This is a genomic window from Kribbella sp. WER1 (assembly GCF_054189145.1).
Genome location: NZ_CM135186.1, coordinates 6,694,096 through 6,714,195 on the forward strand (window position 1 = coordinate 6,694,096; position 20,100 = coordinate 6,714,195).

32 protein-coding genes and 2 tRNA genes are annotated in these 20,100 nt (G+C 64.1%); all 34 read right to left on the reverse strand.

Translation table 11 applies throughout. The features are described from left to right. The 34 genes from ACXJJ3_RS32765 to ACXJJ3_RS32930 all read right to left on the reverse strand — a co-directional run bounded on the left by ACXJJ3_RS32765 (nt 1) and on the right by ACXJJ3_RS32930 (nt 20,079). Nucleotides 1-840 (reverse strand): phage distal tail protein, encoded by an 840-nt coding sequence (locus ACXJJ3_RS32765; protein WP_458165732.1) that lies wholly within the window; start codon nt 838-840, stop codon nt 1-3. Then, on the reverse strand, nt 840-4,301 hold the full coding sequence (locus ACXJJ3_RS32770; RefSeq protein ID WP_458165733.1) for a phage tail protein: 3,462 nt from the start codon (nt 4,299-4,301) through the stop codon (nt 840-842). The genes ACXJJ3_RS32765 and ACXJJ3_RS32770 overlap by 1 nt, the downstream gene beginning before the upstream one ends. A 340-nt stretch (nt 4,302-4,641) precedes the next feature. Then, on the reverse strand, nt 4,642-4,908 hold the full coding sequence (locus ACXJJ3_RS32775) for a hypothetical protein (RefSeq protein ID WP_458165734.1): 267 nt from the start codon (nt 4,906-4,908) through the stop codon (nt 4,642-4,644). Nucleotides 4,909-5,010: 102 nt separating this feature from the next. Continuing rightward, the gene (locus ACXJJ3_RS32780; RefSeq protein WP_458165735.1) at nt 5,011-5,565 is read right to left on the reverse strand and encodes a phage tail tube protein; all 555 of its coding nucleotides are present in this window, start codon (nt 5,563-5,565) and stop codon (nt 5,011-5,013) included. A gap of 26 nt (nt 5,566-5,591) precedes the next feature. Continuing rightward, nucleotides 5,592-5,990, reverse strand: coding sequence for a hypothetical protein (locus ACXJJ3_RS32785; protein WP_458165736.1), 399 nt, complete (start codon nt 5,988-5,990; stop codon nt 5,592-5,594). Next, nucleotides 5,987-6,259, reverse strand: coding sequence for a hypothetical protein (locus tag ACXJJ3_RS32790; protein ID WP_458165737.1), 273 nt, complete (start codon nt 6,257-6,259; stop codon nt 5,987-5,989). The genes ACXJJ3_RS32785 and ACXJJ3_RS32790 overlap by 4 nt, the downstream gene beginning before the upstream one ends. Then, nucleotides 6,259-6,465, reverse strand: a complete 207-nt coding sequence (locus ACXJJ3_RS32795; RefSeq protein ID WP_458165738.1) for a hypothetical protein — start codon at nt 6,463-6,465, stop codon at nt 6,259-6,261. The genes ACXJJ3_RS32790 and ACXJJ3_RS32795 overlap by 1 nt, the downstream gene beginning before the upstream one ends. Nucleotides 6,466-6,584: 119 nt before the next feature. Next, the gene (locus tag ACXJJ3_RS32800) at nt 6,585-7,073 is read right to left on the reverse strand and encodes a Gp19/Gp15/Gp42 family protein (RefSeq protein ID WP_458165739.1); all 489 of its coding nucleotides are present in this window, start codon (nt 7,071-7,073) and stop codon (nt 6,585-6,587) included. 54 nt (nt 7,074-7,127) lie between these two features. After that, a complete protein-coding gene (locus ACXJJ3_RS32805; RefSeq protein WP_458165740.1) occupies nt 7,128-8,024 on the reverse strand; it encodes a phage major capsid protein in 897 nt (298 codons plus the stop codon). 53 nt (nt 8,025-8,077) lie between these two features. After that, on the reverse strand, nt 8,078-8,590 hold the full coding sequence (locus tag ACXJJ3_RS32810; RefSeq protein WP_458165741.1) for a hypothetical protein: 513 nt from the start codon (nt 8,588-8,590) through the stop codon (nt 8,078-8,080). A 55-nt stretch (nt 8,591-8,645) separates the two neighbouring features. Then, nucleotides 8,646-9,413, reverse strand: coding sequence for a VG15 protein (locus tag ACXJJ3_RS32815; protein ID WP_458165742.1), 768 nt, complete (start codon nt 9,411-9,413; stop codon nt 8,646-8,648). Then, the gene (locus tag ACXJJ3_RS32820) at nt 9,385-10,740 is read right to left on the reverse strand and encodes a phage portal protein (protein ID WP_458165743.1); all 1,356 of its coding nucleotides are present in this window, start codon (nt 10,738-10,740) and stop codon (nt 9,385-9,387) included. The genes ACXJJ3_RS32815 and ACXJJ3_RS32820 overlap by 29 nt, the downstream gene beginning before the upstream one ends. Next, nucleotides 10,731-12,206 (reverse strand): hypothetical protein, encoded by a 1,476-nt coding sequence (locus ACXJJ3_RS32825; protein ID WP_458165744.1) that lies wholly within the window; start codon nt 12,204-12,206, stop codon nt 10,731-10,733. The genes ACXJJ3_RS32820 and ACXJJ3_RS32825 overlap by 10 nt, the downstream gene beginning before the upstream one ends. A 131-nt stretch (nt 12,207-12,337) precedes the next feature. Next, nucleotides 12,338-12,772, reverse strand: coding sequence for a phage terminase small subunit (locus ACXJJ3_RS32830; RefSeq protein WP_458165745.1), 435 nt, complete (start codon nt 12,770-12,772; stop codon nt 12,338-12,340). Nucleotides 12,773-12,935: 163 nt separating this feature from the next. Further along, complete coding sequence (locus ACXJJ3_RS32835) at nt 12,936-13,244, reverse strand: HNH endonuclease (protein WP_458165746.1); 309 nt, start codon at nt 13,242-13,244, stop codon at nt 12,936-12,938. Nucleotides 13,245-13,737: 493 nt separating this feature from the next. Beyond that, nucleotides 13,738-13,810, reverse strand: a tRNA-Asn gene (locus ACXJJ3_RS32840). A 37-nt stretch (nt 13,811-13,847) separates the two neighbouring features. Continuing rightward, nucleotides 13,848-13,917 (reverse strand) — tRNA-Leu (locus ACXJJ3_RS32845). Nucleotides 13,918-14,485: 568 nt separating this feature from the next. Further along, the gene (locus ACXJJ3_RS32850) at nt 14,486-14,737 is read right to left on the reverse strand and encodes a hypothetical protein (RefSeq protein ID WP_458165748.1); all 252 of its coding nucleotides are present in this window, start codon (nt 14,735-14,737) and stop codon (nt 14,486-14,488) included. Continuing rightward, complete coding sequence (locus ACXJJ3_RS32855) at nt 14,734-15,075, reverse strand: DUF7239 family protein (protein WP_458165749.1); 342 nt, start codon at nt 15,073-15,075, stop codon at nt 14,734-14,736. Before ACXJJ3_RS32855 ends, ACXJJ3_RS32850 begins: the two co-directional genes overlap by 4 nt. Beyond that, nucleotides 15,072-15,356, reverse strand: a complete 285-nt coding sequence (locus tag ACXJJ3_RS32860) for a hypothetical protein (protein ID WP_458165750.1) — start codon at nt 15,354-15,356, stop codon at nt 15,072-15,074. Before ACXJJ3_RS32860 ends, ACXJJ3_RS32855 begins: the two co-directional genes overlap by 4 nt. Next, nucleotides 15,353-15,658 carry a hypothetical protein gene (locus ACXJJ3_RS32865; RefSeq protein ID WP_458165751.1) on the reverse strand — a complete coding sequence of 102 codons (306 nt, stop codon included), beginning with the start codon at nt 15,656-15,658 and terminating at the stop codon, nt 15,353-15,355. Before ACXJJ3_RS32865 ends, ACXJJ3_RS32860 begins: the two co-directional genes overlap by 4 nt. Further along, a complete protein-coding gene (locus ACXJJ3_RS32870; protein WP_458165752.1) occupies nt 15,651-15,944 on the reverse strand; it encodes a hypothetical protein in 294 nt (97 codons plus the stop codon). Before ACXJJ3_RS32870 ends, ACXJJ3_RS32865 begins: the two co-directional genes overlap by 8 nt. Further along, a complete protein-coding gene (locus tag ACXJJ3_RS32875) occupies nt 15,941-16,279 on the reverse strand; it encodes a hypothetical protein (protein ID WP_458165753.1) in 339 nt (112 codons plus the stop codon). Before ACXJJ3_RS32875 ends, ACXJJ3_RS32870 begins: the two co-directional genes overlap by 4 nt. Beyond that, on the reverse strand, nt 16,276-16,599 hold the full coding sequence (locus ACXJJ3_RS32880; RefSeq protein ID WP_458165754.1) for a hypothetical protein: 324 nt from the start codon (nt 16,597-16,599) through the stop codon (nt 16,276-16,278). Before ACXJJ3_RS32880 ends, ACXJJ3_RS32875 begins: the two co-directional genes overlap by 4 nt. Then, on the reverse strand, nt 16,596-16,835 hold the full coding sequence (locus ACXJJ3_RS32885) for a hypothetical protein (protein ID WP_458165755.1): 240 nt from the start codon (nt 16,833-16,835) through the stop codon (nt 16,596-16,598). The genes ACXJJ3_RS32880 and ACXJJ3_RS32885 overlap by 4 nt, the downstream gene beginning before the upstream one ends. Further along, entirely contained in the window at nt 16,832-17,203 is a 372-nt protein-coding gene (locus tag ACXJJ3_RS32890) for a hypothetical protein (RefSeq protein WP_458165756.1), read from the reverse strand. The genes ACXJJ3_RS32885 and ACXJJ3_RS32890 overlap by 4 nt, the downstream gene beginning before the upstream one ends. Then, nucleotides 17,200-17,538 carry a hypothetical protein gene (locus ACXJJ3_RS32895; RefSeq protein WP_458165757.1) on the reverse strand — a complete coding sequence of 113 codons (339 nt, stop codon included), beginning with the start codon at nt 17,536-17,538 and terminating at the stop codon, nt 17,200-17,202. Before ACXJJ3_RS32895 ends, ACXJJ3_RS32890 begins: the two co-directional genes overlap by 4 nt. After that, nucleotides 17,535-17,846, reverse strand: coding sequence for a DUF7296 family protein (locus ACXJJ3_RS32900; RefSeq protein WP_458165758.1), 312 nt, complete (start codon nt 17,844-17,846; stop codon nt 17,535-17,537). The genes ACXJJ3_RS32895 and ACXJJ3_RS32900 overlap by 4 nt, the downstream gene beginning before the upstream one ends. Continuing rightward, entirely contained in the window at nt 17,843-18,250 is a 408-nt protein-coding gene (locus ACXJJ3_RS32905; protein WP_458165759.1) for a hypothetical protein, read from the reverse strand. Before ACXJJ3_RS32905 ends, ACXJJ3_RS32900 begins: the two co-directional genes overlap by 4 nt. 132 nt (nt 18,251-18,382) lie before the next feature. Then, nucleotides 18,383-18,610: a hypothetical protein gene (locus ACXJJ3_RS32910; RefSeq protein WP_458165760.1), complete on the reverse strand. Its 228-nt coding sequence runs from the start codon at nt 18,608-18,610 to the stop codon at nt 18,383-18,385. A gap of 109 nt (nt 18,611-18,719) precedes the next feature. Further along, entirely contained in the window at nt 18,720-18,962 is a 243-nt protein-coding gene (locus tag ACXJJ3_RS32915) for a hypothetical protein (protein ID WP_458165761.1), read from the reverse strand. A gap of 99 nt (nt 18,963-19,061) precedes the next feature. Further along, nucleotides 19,062-19,394 carry a hypothetical protein gene (locus ACXJJ3_RS32920; protein ID WP_458165762.1) on the reverse strand — a complete coding sequence of 111 codons (333 nt, stop codon included), beginning with the start codon at nt 19,392-19,394 and terminating at the stop codon, nt 19,062-19,064. 116 nt (nt 19,395-19,510) lie between these two features. Further along, nucleotides 19,511-19,729, reverse strand: a complete 219-nt coding sequence (locus tag ACXJJ3_RS32925) for a hypothetical protein (protein WP_458165763.1) — start codon at nt 19,727-19,729, stop codon at nt 19,511-19,513. A 62-nt stretch (nt 19,730-19,791) separates the two neighbouring features. After that, on the reverse strand, nt 19,792-20,079 hold the full coding sequence (locus ACXJJ3_RS32930) for a hypothetical protein (RefSeq protein WP_458165764.1): 288 nt from the start codon (nt 20,077-20,079) through the stop codon (nt 19,792-19,794). Nucleotides 20,080-20,100 lie beyond the last annotated feature (21 nt).

Consider the following 20,100-nt stretch of genomic DNA (forward strand, 5'->3'; position numbering starts at 1 on the left):
TCACTTCCATGCGTCACGCCAGATGACTTGCAGTTCGGCGTCTGGTGAGTAGGTGGGGGAGTTGAACGCGATGAGGTTGTCTCCGCGCTGGAGGGAGAACCACTGACCGGAGACGAACCCGCGACGGGACGCCGTACCGTTGAGGTACGCAGTGCGATTCCCTAGGTCGAGATCGATGTACTCGCCAGCACCGAGGGTCAGATTGATCACCAGCTCCGCGCCCGAATCGACGTGCGTCACGCGCGGGGTGGTGACCGGGCCGTAGATGATGACGCGGGGCGCGACGACGGCGTTACCGGCGTTGTACGCGCTCAGTACGCCGGACACCGTTACAGATGAGATCGCGAACGGGACCTTAAACGGGACCTTGAGGCCCCCGAACGTCATCGGGAGTTTCGTGCTCTCGATGTGCAGGACCGAGCTGTACTTGAGTGCGTCGGGGGCGACTAGCCCGATCTCGAACGTGGCCGCGTACGGCGACAGGATTTGCGGGGCGGGGGTGCCCTCCTGTCGCACGTACGCCACGCGGTCATCTCCGGTCACGCCGTAAACGGTCATCGGCGCCGGAACGTCCAGCGGAACCGAGTCGATGAGCTGGTCAATCAGGTCTCCGACGTTCGGCAGCGGGGAGACGACGGAGCCCTTGAGTGTCATCCCTCGCGCCGCGAGGTACGCACGGTTCCGCCATCCCCCGTTCCGCCCGGTCCGTTGGGTGACCTCACCGGTTGATCCGGTTGCGTGCCACCCCTCCAGGTCTTCGACAATCCAGGTCACCCCGGCGTCGTCCGTCTCTCCAAGACGAACGGTGCCAAGGGCAACCCGGTAGGCCGTAAGGATCATCAGACCGCCTTTCGTGCCAGGATTCGCCCGGTCTCGCGGGCCGTCGCTGCGGGGTCGCCAGCGCCATCAACGGACACGTAGACATCACCCCGCGCCCCGGAGCCTCCGGGGCGTGCGGGAAGTGCGCCGGACAGAGACGCCGAACGAACCGGCAGAGACGCGCCGCTAACGACCGCGTCACCGAGGCCAGCGCCCGCCTTGTTGACGTTGGCGATCTCGCCCTGAAGGCCGATGACGAAGCCCTGACCGGAGTACGCCCCGAGCTTCGCCAGCACCCTCGACGGCGAGTGGATGCCAAGCGCCTTCTTGACCGCAGCAACCAGCGCGTTAGCGAGCTTGGTAGCCGCCGCGTCGAGCTGCTTCGCCTGCGCCGTAAGGCCGTTGACCAGCCCCTGAGCAGCGTCTACGCCAGCCTGGTAGAGGTTGGTCGCAGCCGTGTTGCCCAGTCCGGCAGACGCGTTAGCGATCTGACGCTGAAGGTCGTTGGCTTGAGCAACAGCTTCAGCTCCGCCCTTAACGAGCGCCTTTGCGGTGTCGCCTCCAGCGTCCACGCCCGCGTCAGCGATCTGCTTGTACAGATCGTCACGCAGCCCGGACGCCTTCAGCTTCGCGAGATTCGCCGCGAAATCGAGCGTCTTCTGAAGCGTGGACTGCATCCCCTTGAGGATGTTCTTCGCCTTGAGCGTGCCGCCGTTGGCGCTAATGTTGGTGATGTTGTTGAACGCCAGCGCCGAATCAGTGACCGCCTTCCGGAAGTCGTCCCGGAGGGTGATGGCGTCGGTGAGCTGCTTCTTCGCCGCCTCCAGCTTGACCGCGACAGCCTCGCGCTGCTTCACGATCGAGAGGAGCTGGTTGTACTGCCCAGCGATCGAGCGCGAGAACGCCTGTCGGCCACTCGCTGTACCGATTTTGCCGATGAGGGCATTGAGCTTGTTCAGCTCCCCGCGAGACGCTGCGATCTTCTTCTGAAGGTCCGCTATGCTCGCAGCAGCAGCCGCGTTGCTCTTCTTGACCGCAGCAACCTGTGCCTTAGTCATGCCCTTGGTGATTGGCTTGATTTTCGCCTGCTGCTTGGCGATGGCCGCGTTGTACGAAGCGATCTGCTTCTGAATCGACGCCTTCGTGTCCGCGTACGTGAACCCGATGTCCCGGACCTTCGTCATCAGGGAGGTGACCGCCGCAGTGACTTGCGAAGAGGAGCCGTTCAAGCCCGCCTTGAAGCCCTGATTGATAAAGTCACCAATCTTTGCGAACTCACGGGACGGAGAGTGGATTCCAAGAACGCTCTTCGCTTTGTTCAGCACGCTCGACGCGACATCCCCAGCAGCACTGATCGCGGCGGATGCCCCGTTCCGGATTCCGTTGGCGAGACCCTGAACGATTTGCGAGCCCGCGTTGTACAGCAGGCTTCCGAGATTACCGACCGCGCTTGAGAGGCTGTGACCAATGCCGGACATGAAATGCAGCGCCGACGTGAGCCCATTCTTCGCGCCATTGAGCAGGCCGGTTACCAGCTCGGTACCCTTGCGGACCAGGAGCGCAGCCATGTTGCCCACGGCGGACAGCACCTTGCCGGGGAGAGCCAGGAAGAACCCAACGACAGCAGCGATCTTCGAGGCAACGGTGGCGGCGAACTTGCCGACTGACACAGCCGCGCTGACCAGCGTGGTACCGAATCGGATGATCGCGGCAACGATCTTCACGACAACGGTAATCGTGCCGATGATCGACTTCACGAGGTTGATCGCGAGCCACGCGGCGAATTTCAGGATCGGCGGACCGACCTTCGACAAAATGGCGACGGCTACTGACAGCACGCCCGCGTAGAACTTCCCGACTACGCCGATCACTTGCACAATCGCCGGTAGCACCTTTGCCTTAAAGACGGACCAGAGATTCTGCAGAGCCGGGAGTAGGCTCGTGGTAATGGCCTGAGTGAGCGACGCCCACGCAGGGCCGAACGTCGTCTTGATGAACGACCCGACCTGAGACGCGACGGACATCACGGTCTTAAGTGCGCCGTTGACGATGTTGCGAAATACGGTGGAATTTCGGTACGCGTAGATGAGTCCGGCGACAAGCGCGCCCAGGGCAACTACTACGATGCCAATTGGGTTGGCGGACAGTGCAATGCTCATGGCGCGAGCCGCGAGGGTGAATGCCTTTACGGCCCCAGTCACGTTGTTGACGACACCCTGAGCGATAGAGAACGCCTTGAACGCGAGAGCGCCACCGGCGACAGCCGCAGCTAGCGACTTGAATAGCGTCTCGTGTTGCTTCACGAATGCGGCAGTCTGGGTGAATCCGGCCTTCAGTGCTTCAAACATCGTGCGAGCTTGGAAGGCCGCCTTCTCCATGAAGCCCGGGAAGCCGGAACTTGTTACGTCCCCGTCGAAGATCTTCCACGATGCGATGAAGGCGCGGACGCCACCGACGATCTCGGTAAAGACCGTGCGGGAGATGAACGCTAGCTTTTCCATGAAGCCCGGGAAGCCGGACGACGTGATGTCTCCATCGAACGCCTTCCAGGCCGCGCCGAACGCGCGGAACCCGCCGACGATCTCGGTAAGCACGGGCTTGAGAAGCGAGCCCAGCTTGGAGAACGCGGTGCCGAGCACGGCGCCTAGCTGCTTCGCCTTGTCCTCCACCGGCCCGAGTAGGTTGGTGATGCCAACGAAGCCCTTCTGGAACAGCGGGAAGACGCCGGACAAGAAGTTCGCGCCGATACGCCCGATGGACGCCATCATGTTCTTGAATGCGCCTCGTGTGGTCTCACCGCTCTTCAGCGCCGCACCACCAAGGCCCTTCTCCATGGCGTTCTGGAAGGTGGCGAAATCGACCTTGCCCTGTGACGCCAGCTTGGCGACCTCAGCCGGGGTCTTGCCCAGTTCCTTACCCAGGAGCTGAAGAATCGGAATGCCCCGGTCTCCGAGCTGGGCGATAACGTCGCCCTGGATCTTGCCGGAGGCGGCTACCTTGTTGAAGATGGCGCCCATCTCGCCCATGGACGTGCCGCCGATGGTGGCCGCGTCGCCCACGAGTTTCAGCGTGCGCTCAAGATCCTTGCCAGGCTGCACGCCTGACGCGACGGCGCCCGCAGCCGTCTTCGCTGCTTCGTCAAGGCCGAACGCCGTACCCTTGACCGAGTTGAGCGCGTTCTTCATGATCGCGTCTACGGTCTTGGTGTCGTGCCCGAGCCCCTGAAGCTTGGCGCGGGCGTCCTCGATGTTGAGGAGGCGGTCAATGCCCTTCTTGGCAGCGATTCCGGCGAAGAGCGCGCCTCCGGCAACGGTCGCCTTCAGCGCGGTCTTGACACCAGCCATGACCGCGCCACCGACCGATACGCCGGACTTCTTTCCGGCGCTCGCAACGTCCCCGCCACCCATCTGGTTCTGAATCGACGCGGCGACGCCCTTCAGAGACGGGATGATCTGGAGGGTTGCGTATCCGATGTTGCTCACGGTGTGCCCCCTTGTAGGCGCTTGCGCTGCGCTTGCAGCCGTTTGCGCGCGTCAGCAGCACGCGCCTTGTCATCAGTTGCCTTTGGCAACGCGGGGTGTGGTTCGCCTGCCCACACGCCGTAGAGGTCCGCGAGTAGAACCGCCTCAGTCGTCCAGCTAGCGATCTCGCCGTACAGGGCTTCGGACGTTGCCGACGTACGCGGCAAGTGCCGGACCAGCACGGAGACGCGACGAAGTGACAGACCTCCGCGCCACAGGTCCACCAGATCGACCTGGTAGTAGCGCTGAAGGTCTGCCTCTATGGCGTCGGAATGGTCGCGAAGTAGGAGACTGAGGTGCGTCAGTTTCCCTCAGCGAAACCGGCAGCCTCGCTCAGCGCCTCCCACAGCTCAGTGAGCTGACGAACGGTCGCCTTCGCCTCGAACTTGTCGTACACCTCTGCGCCGAGGAGCGATCGCATCGCGGTCGCAACCTGACCCTCTTCGATGGCGCGGAGCGCTCGGACCGGCCACTCCGTAGCAGCCGGGATGATGTACTCAGTCCCTGCGTACTCGAAGACGATCGACTCGCCCTGAGCCTCAGCCTGCTTGGCGGTGTTGGTAGACATTTGCGCTGGTCTCCTTGGTATGTGTTGCGCTGGTCATGGGGTGGTGAGGGGTGGCCGGACCAGCGCAGTACGGCCACCCCGGAGGGTGTTGCGGGAGATGCCTTACGGCTCGACGGTCGCGGAACCTTCAAGCTCCGTGTACAGCGTGCCGTCAGCGTCCGGGTAGATCGTGATCGTGATGTCGAAGACGGACAGCTCCGTCTCAGACTCCTTGATCTCGGCAACCTCGGTCACCTCCGCGCGCTTCACGTGGCGACGCTTGATCTTGTCGCCCTCGCGGACCTCGAAGAGGAACGCGTGAATGTCGCCGGACACCGGGACCTTCACAGTCGAGCTGGTCAGCCCTGCGTTGGTGGTCCGGGTCGAGCCAGGGTTCACGAGAGCGAACGTGTTCTCGTTGTCCTCGAGCGCCACGAACCGGATGGTCCGCTTGTGCTTGCTCTTGGTCTGGCGAACGAGGATGCCGCCCCACGCGTAGTGCTCGTTGGTCTCGTCCTCGCGGGCTTCGGTAAAGCCCTCGTCGCCGTCCAGCAGGCCCACGAGCTTGTAGGCGACAGCCGGGGGCGTAGTGACATCGGTCGGCGCTGCGGTGCCGTCCGGTGCAAAGTACACGTCGGCGTTAGTCCACAGCGACGCGTTAGAGCTGTCTCCAGCCATGTTGATTTCTCCAGTCGTTGAGTGGGTTAGAGCGGACGCGTGTACGCGGACACGAGCACCGTTGACATCGGCTCTCCGGTGTCCGGGTCATCAGCCGGGAACGGTCCCGAGATGGGAGCCACGGAGCGCACCGCAGGGCCGTAGTGGTCCAGGAGATACGCCTTACAGACCGCCGACAGCGCGCGGGCTGTGAATGGGTCGCCGTGCCAGACCGTGAGCCGGATCGTGACGCGCTCTAGTGCATTTCGTTGGGGGGTGGTGGTGCCGTCGTCAGAGAGGACGACAAGAGGAGGCGGGTTCGCTGCGGGGTTGCGGTCCGCCGTGTAGCGCGCCTTGATGAGCGCGTTTGCGTAGGTGCCTCCGGCAAGCTTCGCGCGAAGGGTGGCAAGCATCTCCGGGCGCGGGTCGGGGAAGACTGGTGTCACTTCTCGTTCACCTCAAGCCCCACAGCAGACGCCGCCCGTGTGAGCGACCCGTACTTTGCCTGAATCGCCACGCCCGCCGGATGCCGGATCGTCACCGACGCGGCTTCACGGTCAGTCGTGTACTCATCCACGACGACTTCGGCGTACGACGGCACGTCAGCGTTTGCGGCGACGGCCTGAGCGAGTCGCGTGATCTCTGCTCCGACCGCGCCGGACAGCAGGATCTCTTGCGGGCCGATCTTGTCGAGCTTGAAGTCAGGTTTCGCCATCAGCCCGCCCTCTTCAGTGCAACCTCGGCGTGGTGGGCAGAGCTGATGTCAGTGGCAACCAGCGGGTCACCATCAACCTCGTACACCGTGCCGCCGTAGGTGATGCGGTGCGCGGCCTTGATCCCGAGCGTGTTCGTGAAGAGCACCCACGTGGTAACGACAACGTCTTTGCCAGAGTTGATCTCTCGCGTACGGCGCTGCGTCATACGACCGACTACGTCAGCCACGATGGGCGAGGACCAATCCTCCACGGTGTCTCCGTACGGATCGGTCCTCACGCCCGGTCGAGACCACTGCACCGTGTGGGGGAGCAGTCTCGTGGGGATCATGGCGCGGACCACCAATCGGGCCGACCGCCCCACGTGACGGCGCCGTACGGCTTGATGGTGAACGCGGCCCGCGTCAGGTTGTTGGGATCGATGCCTAGTGCAACGAGGTCGTCAGGATCGATGTACAGATACCCAGCAGCGGCCTTCGTGCTGCGGGTGTAGCCGTACCCCTCGATGTTCTCCGACTGGTACCCCTCTGGGTTGCGGAGAACGCGAAGGATCATCCCGCACACCACGGCGACCACAAGGTCAGCCGCGATGTGCCGGGGTGCATCGTCCGGAAGTGCGATCCTCGCGTCTAGATCAGGAACCCTCGCTCTGAGGAGTGCGCTTGCGTCCAGCAGCAGCGCGCTTACGCGGCTGGCTTCGTCCGCCGTCAGCGGCCGATCCATCCGCGCTTGCACGTCCTCCACGGTCGCTAGTGGTGTCGCCATCGGTGGCCTCCTTCCAGCCAGCCGCGAGCAAGGTAGCCGCGTCGTGGACATCCACCACCGTCTCTGGGTGGTGCGGGTGGGTCAGTCTCATTGCGGCTCCTTAGGTCAGCGCAGGACTGCGAACGCCTTCGGGTCGCCCACGACGAAGCCGAACTCGGCCTCCGCGCGGACTGCGACCATGTTGCGCTGCCACAGGTTGATCGTGTCGCCGTTGGCCAGCTCCAGAGTCGCCTGGTCGGAGACGCTGTAGTTGATGTCCACGGCAACGCCGTAGGCAGCCTGCGACCACTCGCCCGCAACGCCCTTGACCGGGACCGGGTTGGTACCGTCAGAGACGGTCGCGCCCGCGAGGTGGCGGGTGTAGTCGATCGGACGGCCCAGCAGCGCCGGAACCGAGCGGTCGTTCATGAGCGAGGTCTGAAGCAGCGGGCGGTCGTTGTTGTCCGTCGCGGCCAGAAGCCCCGGCTCCTGCGTCTTCGCCAGAACCCACGAGGTCAGGTCATAACCGTTGTCCACGATGGTCTGGAGAACGCCGGTCACACCTTCCACGGTCGGCGCGAAGGTCACAACCGGGGCGTTGTCGGCGGCGTTGGTGTTGCCGATCAGCTTGCCGAAACCGGCCGGAGCGTTGACGCCCAGCGCGGCCAGGTCGAAGGCCCGACCGAACGCGTCCGCCATCTTGTCGCGGACGGTGTTGTAGTACGCCGGAAGGTCGCGCACGAACTCCTGCGAGAACGGCACAATGACGGCGATCTTCTTCGGGTCCATGGTCTTGATGCCGGGGCCTACGGTCTTGACTGGCTTGACGCCGGTCTCATCCACCCATTCAGCGTCCAGGCTCCCAGTGAAGACAGGGATGCTCAGGCCGTTGGTCGGCAGGTTGATGCGCGGAGCGCTCCGCATGATGACGGACGACTCGCCCGCCTTGGCGAAGATGTCAGACGAGAGCTGACGCGGGAACAGGCCAGCCGGGCTGTTCGCCTTCGAAATGTCGAGAGCCATTTAAGGTTTCCTCTTGTGCTAGCGCGAGACGCCTTACGCGCCTGCGTGTGGGATCAGGTGAAGAGCCCGCCGAAGAGATCAGCGGGGTTGGTGCCCTGGTTGCCCTTGGCACCCTGCGACGGGTCCGGGGCGGGCTTGGACTGCTGCGGGGTCAGCCGCTGCATGAGCGCCTTAGCGTCAGCGCCCATCTCCTCCGCGTCGTTGCCGCGAAGCCGGTCGATCAGGTCAGCCGGTACGCCGTGCTCGATCGCGACCCGGAGCCGCATGTTCTCTGCGGTCAGGTCGGTGACGCTCTTCTCAGCCGTGTTCAGTCGCTCAGCGGCCTTCTCGGCGTCGGTCTTGCTCGCAGCCTCGATCTCAGCGAATCGGGTAGCCGCGTCGTCGCCAGCCTTGGCGCGAGCGCGGAGGTTCTTCGCCTCGTTGTTCGCGTCGCGGATCTCCTTGGCGACCCACGCGTACTCAGCGGGCAGGTTGTCGAGGGATCGTGCGTTGTCGTTGCCGTCGGCAACGTTGGTGTCGGCGGGAGTGTTTCCGGTGTTGCTGTCGGTCGCGGCGGACTCGGACATGTGGTTGCCTCCAGGGCATGTCACCCGACCCACCAGGGGCCGGAAGTGAAGGGGGTTAGCGATACTTCGCGTCGTACGCGCGGCGGAACGCGTTCTGCGCCGCGTTGGAGCTGAGTCCCTTGGTGGACTCCTTCCACAGCTCTAAGAACTCGCGAGCGTTCTCAGGCAGTGGCTCATCAGCCCTGTACAGGGGCTTCGGGAAACATGAGCAGTGATCGTGGTACGCGCGGCTTCCGCCTGCGGTCTCCTTGGACTTGTAGACGGCGCCACGTGAAGCGAGCATTGCGCAGAAAGAACAGGGTTTGCCGTCAGTGACTCGCATCCACCCGAGCGCGCGCGAGTCGTCGCGTACGCCGTTGTAGATGGTGTCGCGTGATCCGTTGATCATCTGACGGACTGAGGCGCCGACGCTCGTCACGAGCGCGCGAGCGCGGGCGTTGCGGCGGATGGCTGCCGTCTCAGCAGGGGGAGCGAAGCTGTAGTTAGCCACGCTGACTTGGTTGTCTGCGTCCGTGAGCACGCTTAGGGCTGTCGCTCGCATGGACGCGGCGAAGGCTTCTCGGTCTAGCAGCGCCTCTTGCACTGGTTCGAACTTCGAGCGGACGCCAGCAGAGCGCCGGACCGACAGGAGGTAATCCCGCGCCGCCTTGGCTGCGCCCTCGCGGTACCTGAGAGTCAGCTCGTATGCAGCCTCCTCCCAGTGCGGATACATCCGGGAGAAGGCCGCTAGGTCCACGTCAGGCCAGATACGCGACAGCTCGATAGTCAGCTCTTCGCGAAGGTCAGCGAGCGTCTTACGGTGCTGTTGGGTCAGCCTGTCCATCGGTTGCCCCCTTGTTCATGACGCGAGCTAGCGCGCCAACTGGGGACGCAGCGTCCATGAGTTCGCGGTAGCGCGCCTGGCGCTCTTGGCTGTAGCCCAGCTCATCCCAGACGCCCTCGATCGGAACGACGCCAGCGGAATAGAGCTTCGTGGCGCCATCAGCCTTGGCGCTGAAGGTCGGTGTACTGGCATCACGCCACACGGCGCTGACCTGCACCTGCTCACCAGTCATGAGACGGACGGCGTACGCCTGCGCCTTCTCCCACGAACCGCCGAACCGCCGCTGCATGCGTTCAGCGCGCTTGACTAGCCGGACCTCAGCGGAGCGGATGGCGTCGGCGGATGCCGGGTTGCCATCCGTGTACCCGAGGAAGTGCGGCGGGAGACCGGTCACGGAGCTAACGAGCTTGGCATAGAGGTTTACGACGGTGACAAAGTTGTTCAGGTCGGACGCGTTGAGCTGTCCAATCTTCGCCTCGTTGTCGCCAATCGCGATGTAGTGCCCGATGTACGACTGCCACGCGGTGAGTGGGTTGCCGTCTGCATCTTGGAAGTCACCGGGGACAACGCCAAGCGCGTACCGCTGCGGTACGGCGTGGAACTCCTTAGCCAGTTCAAGGTTCGTCAGCGTACGTCCGACAGAGTCAGTCAGCGGGATCACGTCGGACATGGCGGAACGACCGATCACATCGGAGATGCGGGCGCGGTTGGTGATCGGGAAGACGCCGACCTGCCCCATGTTGTGCTGGTCGCGGTTGGTGTCCTTCCACCCGCCGTCGCTCAGCTCCAGCCAGACGGTTTCGTCAGGCAGGTAAAGCGTTGCGAACTTGTCCTGCGAGATGCCGGTAGCCGTCTTCTCCGCGCCGTAGCGCCGGAACGCCGCGCGGACCTGCCGTGTGCGCGGGTCGCGGTCAACCGTGATCTCAGTTGGCGACTCTACACTGATCAGTGGGAGGTCGGAGCCCTCGTTCGTCCCTACGGTGATCACGGAACGCCCGTAGATAAGGGCATCCGTGTGTCCGAGGGACGATTCGGTGTCCAGCTCGTTAGCCTTCCACAGCGCCCACAGGTCGTCGCTGAGTCCGTCAGCGCCACCGACGCGGAAGCCGTCGATGTCCAGGCGTTCCTCTAGCGAGTCAACGGCCAAGCGCGGCCAGTTGACGACGACCTGAAGCGCGGACACCTCCGGAGGAATCGCGATACCAAGCGTCCGAAGGCGCTGCTCCAGGTCGTAGTACTTGCTGAGTGTGTCGAGCTGCGACTGTTCGCCGGAAAGGTTGCTGTCGAGCTTGGCAATGAGGTTGCGCTCGTCCTCGGTCAGCGCCATGCGATCACACCGCCCTTCCGTTTGCGTCGTCGTAGTACCTGCGGGTTGTTCTGTGCGTAGTCACGAGCGATGCGCGCGGCGATCGTTGACGCGGTGCCGTCGATCTTGCGCTGACTCTCGCGTGACTCCTTACCGAAGCTCACGCCGTACCGGTTGGGTCGGTTGCGAGTGTTCTTGTAGTGGCGAGCGAGTGTGCGGCCCGTGAAGCGGAAAGTACGATCCTCGATCGCGGCGGCGAGCCGTTCGGCTGCCTGCGTGATCTCAGCGACCTTGCCGCGCATGTCGTACGCGACAGCGTGCTTAGTGGTGGCCTTGACAATCAGCTCCGAACGGTAGCGGTCCGCCCACATGTCTACGTAGGATTCCCACTCCTTCACGTCCGCGAAGAACGCAACAACGTCGTACTTGCCGAACGCGTTCTCTACGGAGCCATCTACGATCTCGCGGGGAACTTCCCAGTCCTTGACGTTGCGTGGCTTCTCCCAGGAGCCAAGCTCGAACACGTGTCCGTCTTCGATGCGGATGGCAACGAGTACGGTGGAGTCTTCGGTCTTGGAGCCGTCGAAGCCCAGGGCAACCATCGTGCCGTCTTCGAGGACGCCGTCTAGATCGTGGCACTCATCCACTGCGTGGGCGGTGACCCATGAGTCAGGCGCGTCAACGATCAGGTTCAGGTAGAACCGGCAGGCTTCTGAGAACGGCGTACGTGGGTCGTAGATCTCGGCAACGAGCCGGTCATGATCGACCCACGTTGCGTCGCCGTACGCCTGGAGCAGTGCAGCGCGGAGCTTCGGCTCATCGGCGGCGTACGCGTCGGCGTCGGCGGGTGCTTCCGTCGCGTCGTAGAGGAGATTCGCCTTCTTGGTCTTGCCGTCCAGGATGTAGAGGCAGGCTTGCCAGGAGCGTTCTGCTACGGAGTCTTCGCCGGGACGGTGCGCGTTGGTGGCCTCGATCGATCGGCCTGAACCGTCACGGGACTTACCGAGGTTACGCCGGATCACTTCAGCGAGCTTGTGACCGCCGTTGCCCTCTACCCAGTGGTGCGTCTCGTCCATGACGACGAACGTCGGGCGTCCGCCCTCTAGCGTCCGCGACGCGGCGGTTACGGGCTCAAGGCGTCCGTAGATGCCGCCCGGGCCGACGAAGATGCGGGTGAGCCCTAGGTCGAGCTGGTATTCCTCAACAGCGGGTGATTCTGCCAGCATGGCGAGAACCATGCTCATCGTGTTCTTGGTCTGCGTCTCGCTCACGGCGGCGAGCTGAACCCAAGGCATCGGATGCGGGATGGCGTACGGCGTTCCGTCCTCGTTCCATCCGCCGAACCGGCACGGGCCGATTAGCTCGATGATCGCGAGTGCGGCGAGGAATGGGGACTTGCCCCAGCCCTTCGGACGCCGGAGTACGCCGGACGGGAACAGGAAGCGTCCCTGCTCGTCTACGGCGTACCACCACAGGATGAACCGCACCTGTTCGCGCGTGAACCTCCACGGCTCACCAGCGGTCGGCCCGTCAGGCTGTCGGATGTAGGCCGTAGCCCACGCCAGAACCTGCCAGCCTAGGGTTCGCTTTGGTACGCCGGACGGGACGGTGCCCCGATTCACAGCCCCTCGGCCATGCGGCGGTAGTCGTCCATGACGGCGACGTCGCCGGACGGACCAGCAGGGCCGGAGTCGCGTTCCACCTTGATCCGGCCCTTCAGCCGGTCAACGTGGGTAGCGCCTAGAAGCGCCTCGTTCTGACGGATCTCCGCGAGGATCTGCGTGACGGTGGTGGAGCGGATTGCGGGGTTGCTGGCAGCCTCGAAGTAGCGTTCTACGAGGACTGCGAGCATGATCAGGCGCTGCCAGTCGGTGACGGTGAAGAGGACGGCTTGCGGGGAGTTGGCCCAAACGTTGTACCAAGCAACGGTGCGTTCGTCGTAGTCGCCTACCAGCGTCGGCGCGGAAGCAGGCTCCGCGCGTACGACGGTGTCAGGCGTGAAGGTGTCCGCGTTCCTACGGCGCTTGTTGGCCTTCGGGGCAGGTCCAGGCATAGCGGGCACCTCCTAAGGGCGTGCTAGGGCCGTCTCTGGCCTTCTGAGGGCCATGTGTGGCGGGATCAGATCCCGTACGAAAGTTCCGGAACCCGTACAGATAGCGGATCGCATTGCCTACCGCCTCCGAGCGAGGGGCGGGGGAGGGAGGGGACCCCTGGTCTCAGGCGATCAGCCCAGGGTGCGGAGGCTGCTTCCGGAAGCGCTGTGCGGCGATCTGACGGAGTTTCGCAGCCGTTTCGGCCTTGGACTTGGGTGCATGGCATTCGCGGCACAGGAGGCGAAGATTGGCCATGTCGTCTGTGCCGTAGTGCGGAGGGTGCTTGGGCACGATGTGATCGACCTCTTCGCCAGGCTCACCACACACCACGCATAGTCCGTGGTCACGGCGTATCACCTGTGCGCGGATGCGTTGCCATCGTCCGCCGCCCGAGCTGTGCTCACTCACTTGCTCAGTCCATGGCGAACGCACAGTGCAACCTGCTCATCAGCAAGTGGCGTGCTGCCAACCATCCCAGCCGGAGCACCGCACGTCGGCGCAGTCTCGCGGTAGCGGAAGCGACAGCGGTAGCTATCACGCCGAAGGATGCGGATGCGCGTAAGCGCTGCCTGCTCTTCGGGCGTGGTGGTCATAGCTCTGCGCTCCGTGGTCATCAGGTCTCAGCACTGTTGCTCTCGGCAAACAGTGAGGGGAGGGGGTGCTTCGTGGATAGGGGGTGGGGTATCACATAGGGGGTGGGGTATGCGACATGGCCCCCGGCACATACGACAAAGCCCCCATGCGCTCACCTACCCGGGGTGTGGCCTCGCCTGCCGTAGCTACAGCGAGGGGGTAGGGAGCAGCACAGGGGCTGCGGTGCAGTGGTCGCAGGTCCGGGCATGCCCCGGGAGCACTGCGTTTCCCACTGCGGTGCAGAGCTTCGGTCTTACGCCGTGACAGGCGGCCCGTTCGGACTCTGCTTAAGCTGACCGAGCAGGGGTCGAACCTGCAACCTCCGGAGTAACAGTCCGGCGCTCTGCCAGTTGAGCTATCAGTCATGAGCCAAGCGGGAGAGTTACCAACCGCGAGGCGGAGCGGATCAGGTGGGAGTCGAACCCACTGCCTACACCGTTTGGGGAGTCGCTCTTCCGTTGAGCTACTGATCATGCCGTGCAATCTGGGGTTGCCAGTCACGGTGTCGCACAGCACCGAATGCCCTGCCCGCTCCGCCGCGATTTCAGGTCACGACAGGAGTAGGCAGGGAGCAAGAAGCCCCCGAACGATGATCTCCCCGTCTCTAGGGTTGGGGCTCAGACTCGATCGTTCGGGGGCAAAACCCTGCTCACGAAGGAGCAGGGTGGGTTATGCGAGGGGTGCCGTTAGCGCTATGCCGCCGTTCCCCCTCTAACTGTGTACAGGGCCAGTGGTACGACAAGCACGGCAGATGCGGTTGAGTCCGTCGCTCTCGCGGGCGTCCATGCCGAACTCAGCGGGCTTCTTCGGGCGCTCGCAGCGTGGGCAGTACTTGTAACCGCGCCGCATCCGCTCAATGAGGCGCTGGAAGGCTGAGGCAGCAATCTCAGCGTAGTTTCCGAGGTCGGAGTACTTCGCAGCGGACTCGGTCAGTCGGGCGCTCAGATCGTCACCTGTGGCCTTGTTGTGGTTCGCCGTGTGCTTGCAGCCATCCGGGGCGGGCGCGTAGCGGTTCTGCCCACAGGACATGCAGGGCAGGTTCATACCGGGCTCTGCTCTCCCTGCACACGGACCAGCGTCCACTGTCCGAAGTTGAGCGGGTCCATCTCCCACAGCTCGCCGTACAGGAACGGTCGCGTGCCGTCCACGTAGCGGTAGCTGCGCTTGATCGCGAGTGCGTTGCTGGCAGCTCCCTTTGAGGTGTGGAACTTCCACTCCGGCGACCGCGACGGGATGCGCGTTGCGAACGGCAACGGTCCGGGCGGGGGAGTTTTCAGGGGCTGGTCGCTCATCGGTCGAACCTCCGCACGTGCTCGATCCGAACGACGTTGCCAGACTGCGGTTTGACGTACAGCCCTTCGGACCCCATCAACGTAATGGAGTTGTCGTCGTTCAGCCGAACGTCGAACCAGTCCCGCCCGTCGAGCTTCGCCGTGTAGAACCGTACGTTGTCGTTGTAGCCCCCAACAGGCTTCGGCCCGTAGCTGCTATAGGGCTCCGTGACGATCCTGGTTCCGGGGCTGATCGTCGCGGCGGCAAGGTGCTCGGTCACCTCTCGATTGATGCGCCGGAGGGTGGCAAGCTCCTGCCGTGCCCACTTCGGCAAGCGGGCTTCTCTGTCGTCTGTCACGCTCGATAACCTCCCTTGAAGACCTCGACCACCTCACGCCAGCCGAACGCACGCCAGACGCGCCATAGGCCACGGAAGAAGCCGACCTCTTCCCATTCGTCTTCGTCGTACGAGTACACGAGTTCGTGATCCTCACAGACCATCTCCGTGAGGATGTCGCCGTCCTCGGTCACGCCGACGATGCGGTCCGTGGTGGCAGGCCAGATGCAACCCTCTTCCACGCCGTACTCCTCAGCGGCGTACTCCGCTTCGGGCTCGTCCCACGTTGGGTCAGTGCTCACTGTGTCACCGCCGTGATGTTCTCCACGTTGTGGATGGTGGTTGCCTTGTGCTCCGTCCAGGATCGATCGAACCGCGAGGAACGCGTAGGCATGAGTCGAACGGCGCGAACAGTGCGGGTATGCAACACCCGCTGCCCTGCGTCCCGATCAAAGACGTAATAGCCCTCCTCCTTGTCCGTGATCTGGAGGACTGTTGCCTCTCTCATCTCGACGCAGCGCCCAGACTGGCGTGGGTAGAGGACCGTGGAGCCTTCGGTGTATGTGTTGCCGCGCCAGTCGGTCGCGATGACAGGTTCAGTCATCCCGCCTCCAACTCTTCCGCCGACGCTTGCCCCGCCACGGGCTGAGCAGTTCCACTACCTGCTCAAGGCGGGCGGTCATCTCGTCTTTGTCTTCGTCCTCGAAGCGGATGTAGGCGCGGTCTAGGTACTCCTCCCACGTCTCGTTGTCGCGGTCATACCCCGGCTGGTCCGGGTCGCGCTCGCTCTCGGTTGAGCGACGTACGTCGTAGAGCGCCGTCTCCGCGCGGGAGAGGACCGTGCGCACGTCCGTGAGTGTGTTGCTGGTCTCGTTGCTGCGGTCTCTCACTGGCGCACCTCCCGAACCGGACCCCACTTGCGCTCGATGGCGTCACGCGAATAGGGATCGAAGTGCAACGCCCCTGACCGCGACCGCATGAAGAACACACCACTCGGCTGCTCCTCCCACCGGTCGTCGTCGCGGTCGATCAGAACGAGCGGGCCGGGGCGGTTGGTCGGGGCAACGGTCTGCGTCGGCACGCGGGACTCCAGGAGCGCCCGCGCTTCGGCGTACGCCTGGTTTAGGGCGGTCAGCGCATGGGCCGGGTCGGTGTACTCAACACGGACGGTGGCCTCCTGAGTGCCCCGCTCCGTCCGCGTCTCGATGAGGTTGTACGTGCTCATGCGGCTACCTCGATCCGTTGTACCCCGTGATCCATGGCGATCTCCATGAGCGTCTTGTAGCACTCGTTGTAGGCGTAGGTCGCCTCGGGCTCGGCGCTGTACAGCGTCCAGCGGTCGCCGTCGCCGTCGATGACGACGTGTCCGGGAGCGGTCGCCGCGTCCTTCTCGCCTTCCTGCTGAAGGAACTCAGCGACGCGAAGGATCTCCGCAACGCGGACGTTGAGCGGCGTGGTGCCTTCGAGATAGCCCCGGTTATTCGTCGCGGGGGCGAGGCGGGTTACCAGCTCTTCGGCCGCCTTGAGTGCGTCCTGTCGGTTCACCGCTTGTCTCCCATCTCCAGCAGCTTTGCGGCGAGCAACAAAAGCCCACCGATGACGAACAGCGGAACGCAGATCACGAGCGGAACCGCAATCGGAATCCAGAACGGCGCGAGCACCCACAGCCATGACCACGAGATGACGCCAACGAGCTTCAGCACCACGAACGCGATACCGAGGATGGCCGCGACCGGGAACGACTGGCCGGTGTGGTGGGTGACTTGCTGACGGGTGCTCACTGAACGGTCACCTTCTTTACGTCGGCGGGGCGTGGGTGGCGGATGCCGTCAACGCTGCGGACCGCTACGTGATCGGAGTACGCGTACGCGGTGCTCAGAACCAGCGCGTTCTGTCCCCAGCAGGTCACGAAGTCACCCGCCTGGAACAGCGGCTGCTCCGCATCGTGCTTCTCGATCAGCTCCGTCAGCTTGTCGCGGAGGGCTACGGCGTCCTCGCGGTCGATGTTCGCGCCGTAGCCAGTTCCGACGCCCTTGTAAGCGCCTACGACGGCCACCACGCCTTCCTCGCTCTGGTAGCGAATCGGGACGTTGACGAAAGCGCGTTCGTTGTCGGCGTCCGGCTTGCTGGTCACGATCCTGTTCGTCACTTGGCAGCCTCCTCGTTGGCGGTCTCGATGGCGCGAGCGAGCTTCAGCAGCTCGGGAAAGTTGGCGTTGAAGTTCTGGACCAGTAGCGCGGCGTGGATCGCGGAGACGGTGACCTGTTCTCCGAGCTGGAAGGCAGGCTCCTGCGGGTCGTACTCTTTGAGGCATCCCGCGTGGATGTAGTAGGCGCGGTCCGTGTCGTTAGCGAGGGTCACGTACACATTCCCGTCTTCGTCCGGCTCGAAGTCCTGGACCAGTACGAGATCACCGACGCTGACGGAAGTGATGGCGCGTCCGTTGCCGTACGTCGGCGTGCTGGCAATGCGGTAGGTCTTCACTGCGTGATCTCCTTCGGCCCGGTCTTGCGGATGATGAGCTGAACCGGGACGCGGTCGTCGTCCGCAAACAGGCGGTCGAACTCGTACGGCTCCGGTGCGGTCTCTTTGGCGTTGTACGCGGCGGTTGGGAACCAGCGGTCCCCGCAGCAGTCGCAGTCCATACCGGACTCGCAGCCGTCGAAGTAGACGCCGTGTTCCTGAGCGATCCGGTTGGCCTCGTAGGGAGTGTCCGCCTCAACCGTGACGTTGATAGCGGGCACCAGGAACCGTCCGCCGCTGTTGTTCTGACGGAAGTTGTAGAAGCTCATCGGTTGACCGCCTCCGTCTTGATGCCCCAAGACGCCTTGACGTCGTCGTACGTGCGGTGCGTGTAATAGGGGGAGCCGTTCATGTCCCTGCACGTGTAGGTCTCGCCGTTCTCGTCCAGGTCCCAGGTGTCGCCGTCGTCATCGATCAGCAGAGCGGGGAAGGCTGGACGGGGATTGTTCAGGAGCGCCGACAGCCCCTCGTTCTCCGGCTTGCCCTCGGCAACGTTCGCGGCCTTGAGGATGGCGCGGGCGATCTTGCGGGCCTTGACTGGCCTGACGTAGAGGTCCATCTGCGTGTTCTCGCCAGCGTCGTACACCTCGACGCGAACCTCTTCGAGGATCTCCTTCGGATCGATGGCGATAACGTCGCCGTGCTCGATCTCGTACTGCTTCGGGAACTGCACTGTGGTTCCTCCCTCGTTCGGTTGCTTGCAGGGGAGGACAGGGCCACGGTGTGCGGGGCTGCTCACGGGAGTTTTGGGCATGAGAAACCCCCGGTCTCCGTGGTGGAGAGCCGGGGGTTTGTGGGTGGTGGGTCAGGCGTGGAACTCAAGGTGGCCGATCACTTCGCCTAGGAAGTGCTGTACCTCAACGCGGGCCGTGGCGGGCATCCCCACGGCCTTGAAGAACTCGGCGCGGGCAGTGATCGCAGCGCGCTCGGCTGCGGTCGGGACCCAACCCTGTGCATAGAGCATGTTGTCGGCGTAGACGATGGGCAGCTCGGGAAGTGCGGCGATTGCGGCGCGGATCTCGGTGGCGTTCATGGGTTCAGGTTACACGCGCGAGACGCCTTACGCAACTGGAGAATCCGAGCGGCGTTCCAGACGTGCGAGCCGACAAGCATCACGCCGACGTAGATCAGCATCCCGACGATCATCGGTCCTCCTCCTGGTGCATCTGCGTAGCGCTGCGACCGGAGATGAGCGAGCCGGAGAGCCGGAGGTACATCAGGTCGCGGTTGCGCTCCTGCGCCGCGCGGTGGTGGATGTCAGCGACGACCTCAGCGCGGGCGGCGCGGAGACCGAGGGAGTCACGGGTGGTCAGATGGCGGGCGTCGGCGGCGATCAGTACGGCGACGATGGCGAGGAGTGCGGCGGTGGCGAGGAAGAGGCTCACGGGTGGGTCCTTTCGGTGGTGTTTCGCGGGTGATGCCTTACGCACCTTCACTCGGGCTCCCGGCCCCCAGTCGAGCCGGGGAGCCCTGGTCAGGGTGCGTCAGGCGGCGACGATGTCAGCGACGCGGACGTTGACGGAGCCGCGACAGGTGAAGATCTCCGCGTTGGTGTGGTCGGCGTCCAGGTAGCGGCGGAAGCTCGCTTCCTGGCCGTGGTTGTTGAAGCACCCGCAGCGCTCCGGGCCGGTGGTCCAGGTGACGGACTGGCCGGGGCGGTAGATGAAGCCGGTTCCGGCGCAGGCTCCGCACTTGGTGATCTGCGGGGCGAGCTGTTCGCGCTCCAGCGGGTTGCGGGGGTTCGTGTTGCGTGACTGAGGCCAGCTCCGGGTTCCGGTGCCGTGGCAGTTGAGGCACTTGTTCGCTACGGCGTTCATGGTGGCTCCTTCGGTCGGTTCGTGCTGTTGTGTCTACGACTATACTCGCGCGAGGCGCCTTACGCAAGTCAGCGCCGGAAGTGCCCCGTGACACTCCGGCGCTGACGGGTGGGTGGTCAGCTCCCGACGCCGAAGGTCAGCGGGACCTGTGCGCCGTAGCTGAAGGTGTTGCGCGTCGTCTCGCCCGTATCGAAGCGAATGTAGACGTATACGGCGGTTTCGTCCTCGCTAGCCTGCGCGTCCGTGATGGCGGTCCAGCTCTGCTCGGGGACGATCTTCCCCATGTCGTCGTGCTCCTCGTAGCGGTCGCCTGCCTTGATGGCCTCAGCCTGCATGGTCTCTCCCTGGTGTGGTGGCGGGGAGGGAGCCGGGTGTCCGGCCCCCTCCGGGGATTGTGTCAGCCCTGCTGAGCGATGATCTCGTTCGCGGCCTTGGTGCAGGTCTTGCAGAGCTTCCGACCGGTGGCGCGGGCGCTGGTCTCAGCCTGCTTCAGGACCAGGGTCATGTCCTCGGTCGGGGTCTCCAGGTTGCGGTAGTCGAACCAGCCCCGACTCAGCGCGCCGCATGCGGTCTCGGCGTAGTAGGCGACGTGACCGGAGCCGGTGTCCTCGCCAGTGCTCTTGGTGCGGGCGGCGATTCCGTCGATGTGGACGCTGCTCTTGTTGACTGCGAGGCGGTAGGTCATCGTCTTGTCCTTTGCTCGTTC

Coding starts and splice junctions, on each gene's coding strand:
- ACXJJ3_RS32765 (WP_458165732.1), bottom strand. CDS start 840: ATGATCCTTACGGCCTACCGGGTTGCCCTTGGCACCGTTCGTCTTGGA.
- ACXJJ3_RS32775 (WP_458165734.1), bottom strand. CDS start 4,908: ATGTCTACCAACACCGCCAAGCAGGCTGAGGCTCAGGGCGAGTCGATC.
- ACXJJ3_RS32780 (WP_458165735.1), bottom strand. CDS start 5,565: ATGGCTGGAGACAGCTCTAACGCGTCGCTGTGGACTAACGCCGACGTG.
- ACXJJ3_RS32790 (WP_458165737.1), bottom strand. CDS start 6,259: ATGGCGAAACCTGACTTCAAGCTCGACAAGATCGGCCCGCAAGAGATC.
- ACXJJ3_RS32795 (WP_458165738.1), bottom strand. CDS start 6,465: ATGACGCAGCGCCGTACGCGAGAGATCAACTCTGGCAAAGACGTTGTC.
- ACXJJ3_RS32800 (WP_458165739.1), bottom strand. CDS start 7,073: ATGTCCACGACGCGGCTACCTTGCTCGCGGCTGGCTGGAAGGAGGCCA.
- ACXJJ3_RS32805 (WP_458165740.1), bottom strand. CDS start 8,024: ATGGCTCTCGACATTTCGAAGGCGAACAGCCCGGCTGGCCTGTTCCCG.
- ACXJJ3_RS32810 (WP_458165741.1), bottom strand. CDS start 8,590: ATGTCCGAGTCCGCCGCGACCGACAGCAACACCGGAAACACTCCCGCC.
- ACXJJ3_RS32815 (WP_458165742.1), bottom strand. CDS start 9,413: ATGGACAGGCTGACCCAACAGCACCGTAAGACGCTCGCTGACCTTCGC.
- ACXJJ3_RS32820 (WP_458165743.1), bottom strand. CDS start 10,740: ATGGCGCTGACCGAGGACGAGCGCAACCTCATTGCCAAGCTCGACAGC.
- ACXJJ3_RS32830 (WP_458165745.1), bottom strand. CDS start 12,772: ATGCCTGGACCTGCCCCGAAGGCCAACAAGCGCCGTAGGAACGCGGAC.
- ACXJJ3_RS32850 (WP_458165748.1), bottom strand. CDS start 14,737: ATGAGCGACCAGCCCCTGAAAACTCCCCCGCCCGGACCGTTGCCGTTC.
- ACXJJ3_RS32865 (WP_458165751.1), bottom strand. CDS start 15,658: ATGACTGAACCTGTCATCGCGACCGACTGGCGCGGCAACACATACACC.
- ACXJJ3_RS32875 (WP_458165753.1), bottom strand. CDS start 16,279: ATGAGCACGTACAACCTCATCGAGACGCGGACGGAGCGGGGCACTCAG.
- ACXJJ3_RS32900 (WP_458165758.1), bottom strand. CDS start 17,846: ATGAGCTTCTACAACTTCCGTCAGAACAACAGCGGCGGACGGTTCCTG.
- ACXJJ3_RS32910 (WP_458165760.1), bottom strand. CDS start 18,610: ATGAACGCCACCGAGATCCGCGCCGCAATCGCCGCACTTCCCGAGCTG.
- ACXJJ3_RS32920 (WP_458165762.1), bottom strand. CDS start 19,394: ATGAACGCCGTAGCGAACAAGTGCCTCAACTGCCACGGCACCGGAACC.
- ACXJJ3_RS32925 (WP_458165763.1), bottom strand. CDS start 19,729: ATGCAGGCTGAGGCCATCAAGGCAGGCGACCGCTACGAGGAGCACGAC.
- ACXJJ3_RS32930 (WP_458165764.1), bottom strand. CDS start 20,079: ATGACCTACCGCCTCGCAGTCAACAAGAGCAGCGTCCACATCGACGGA.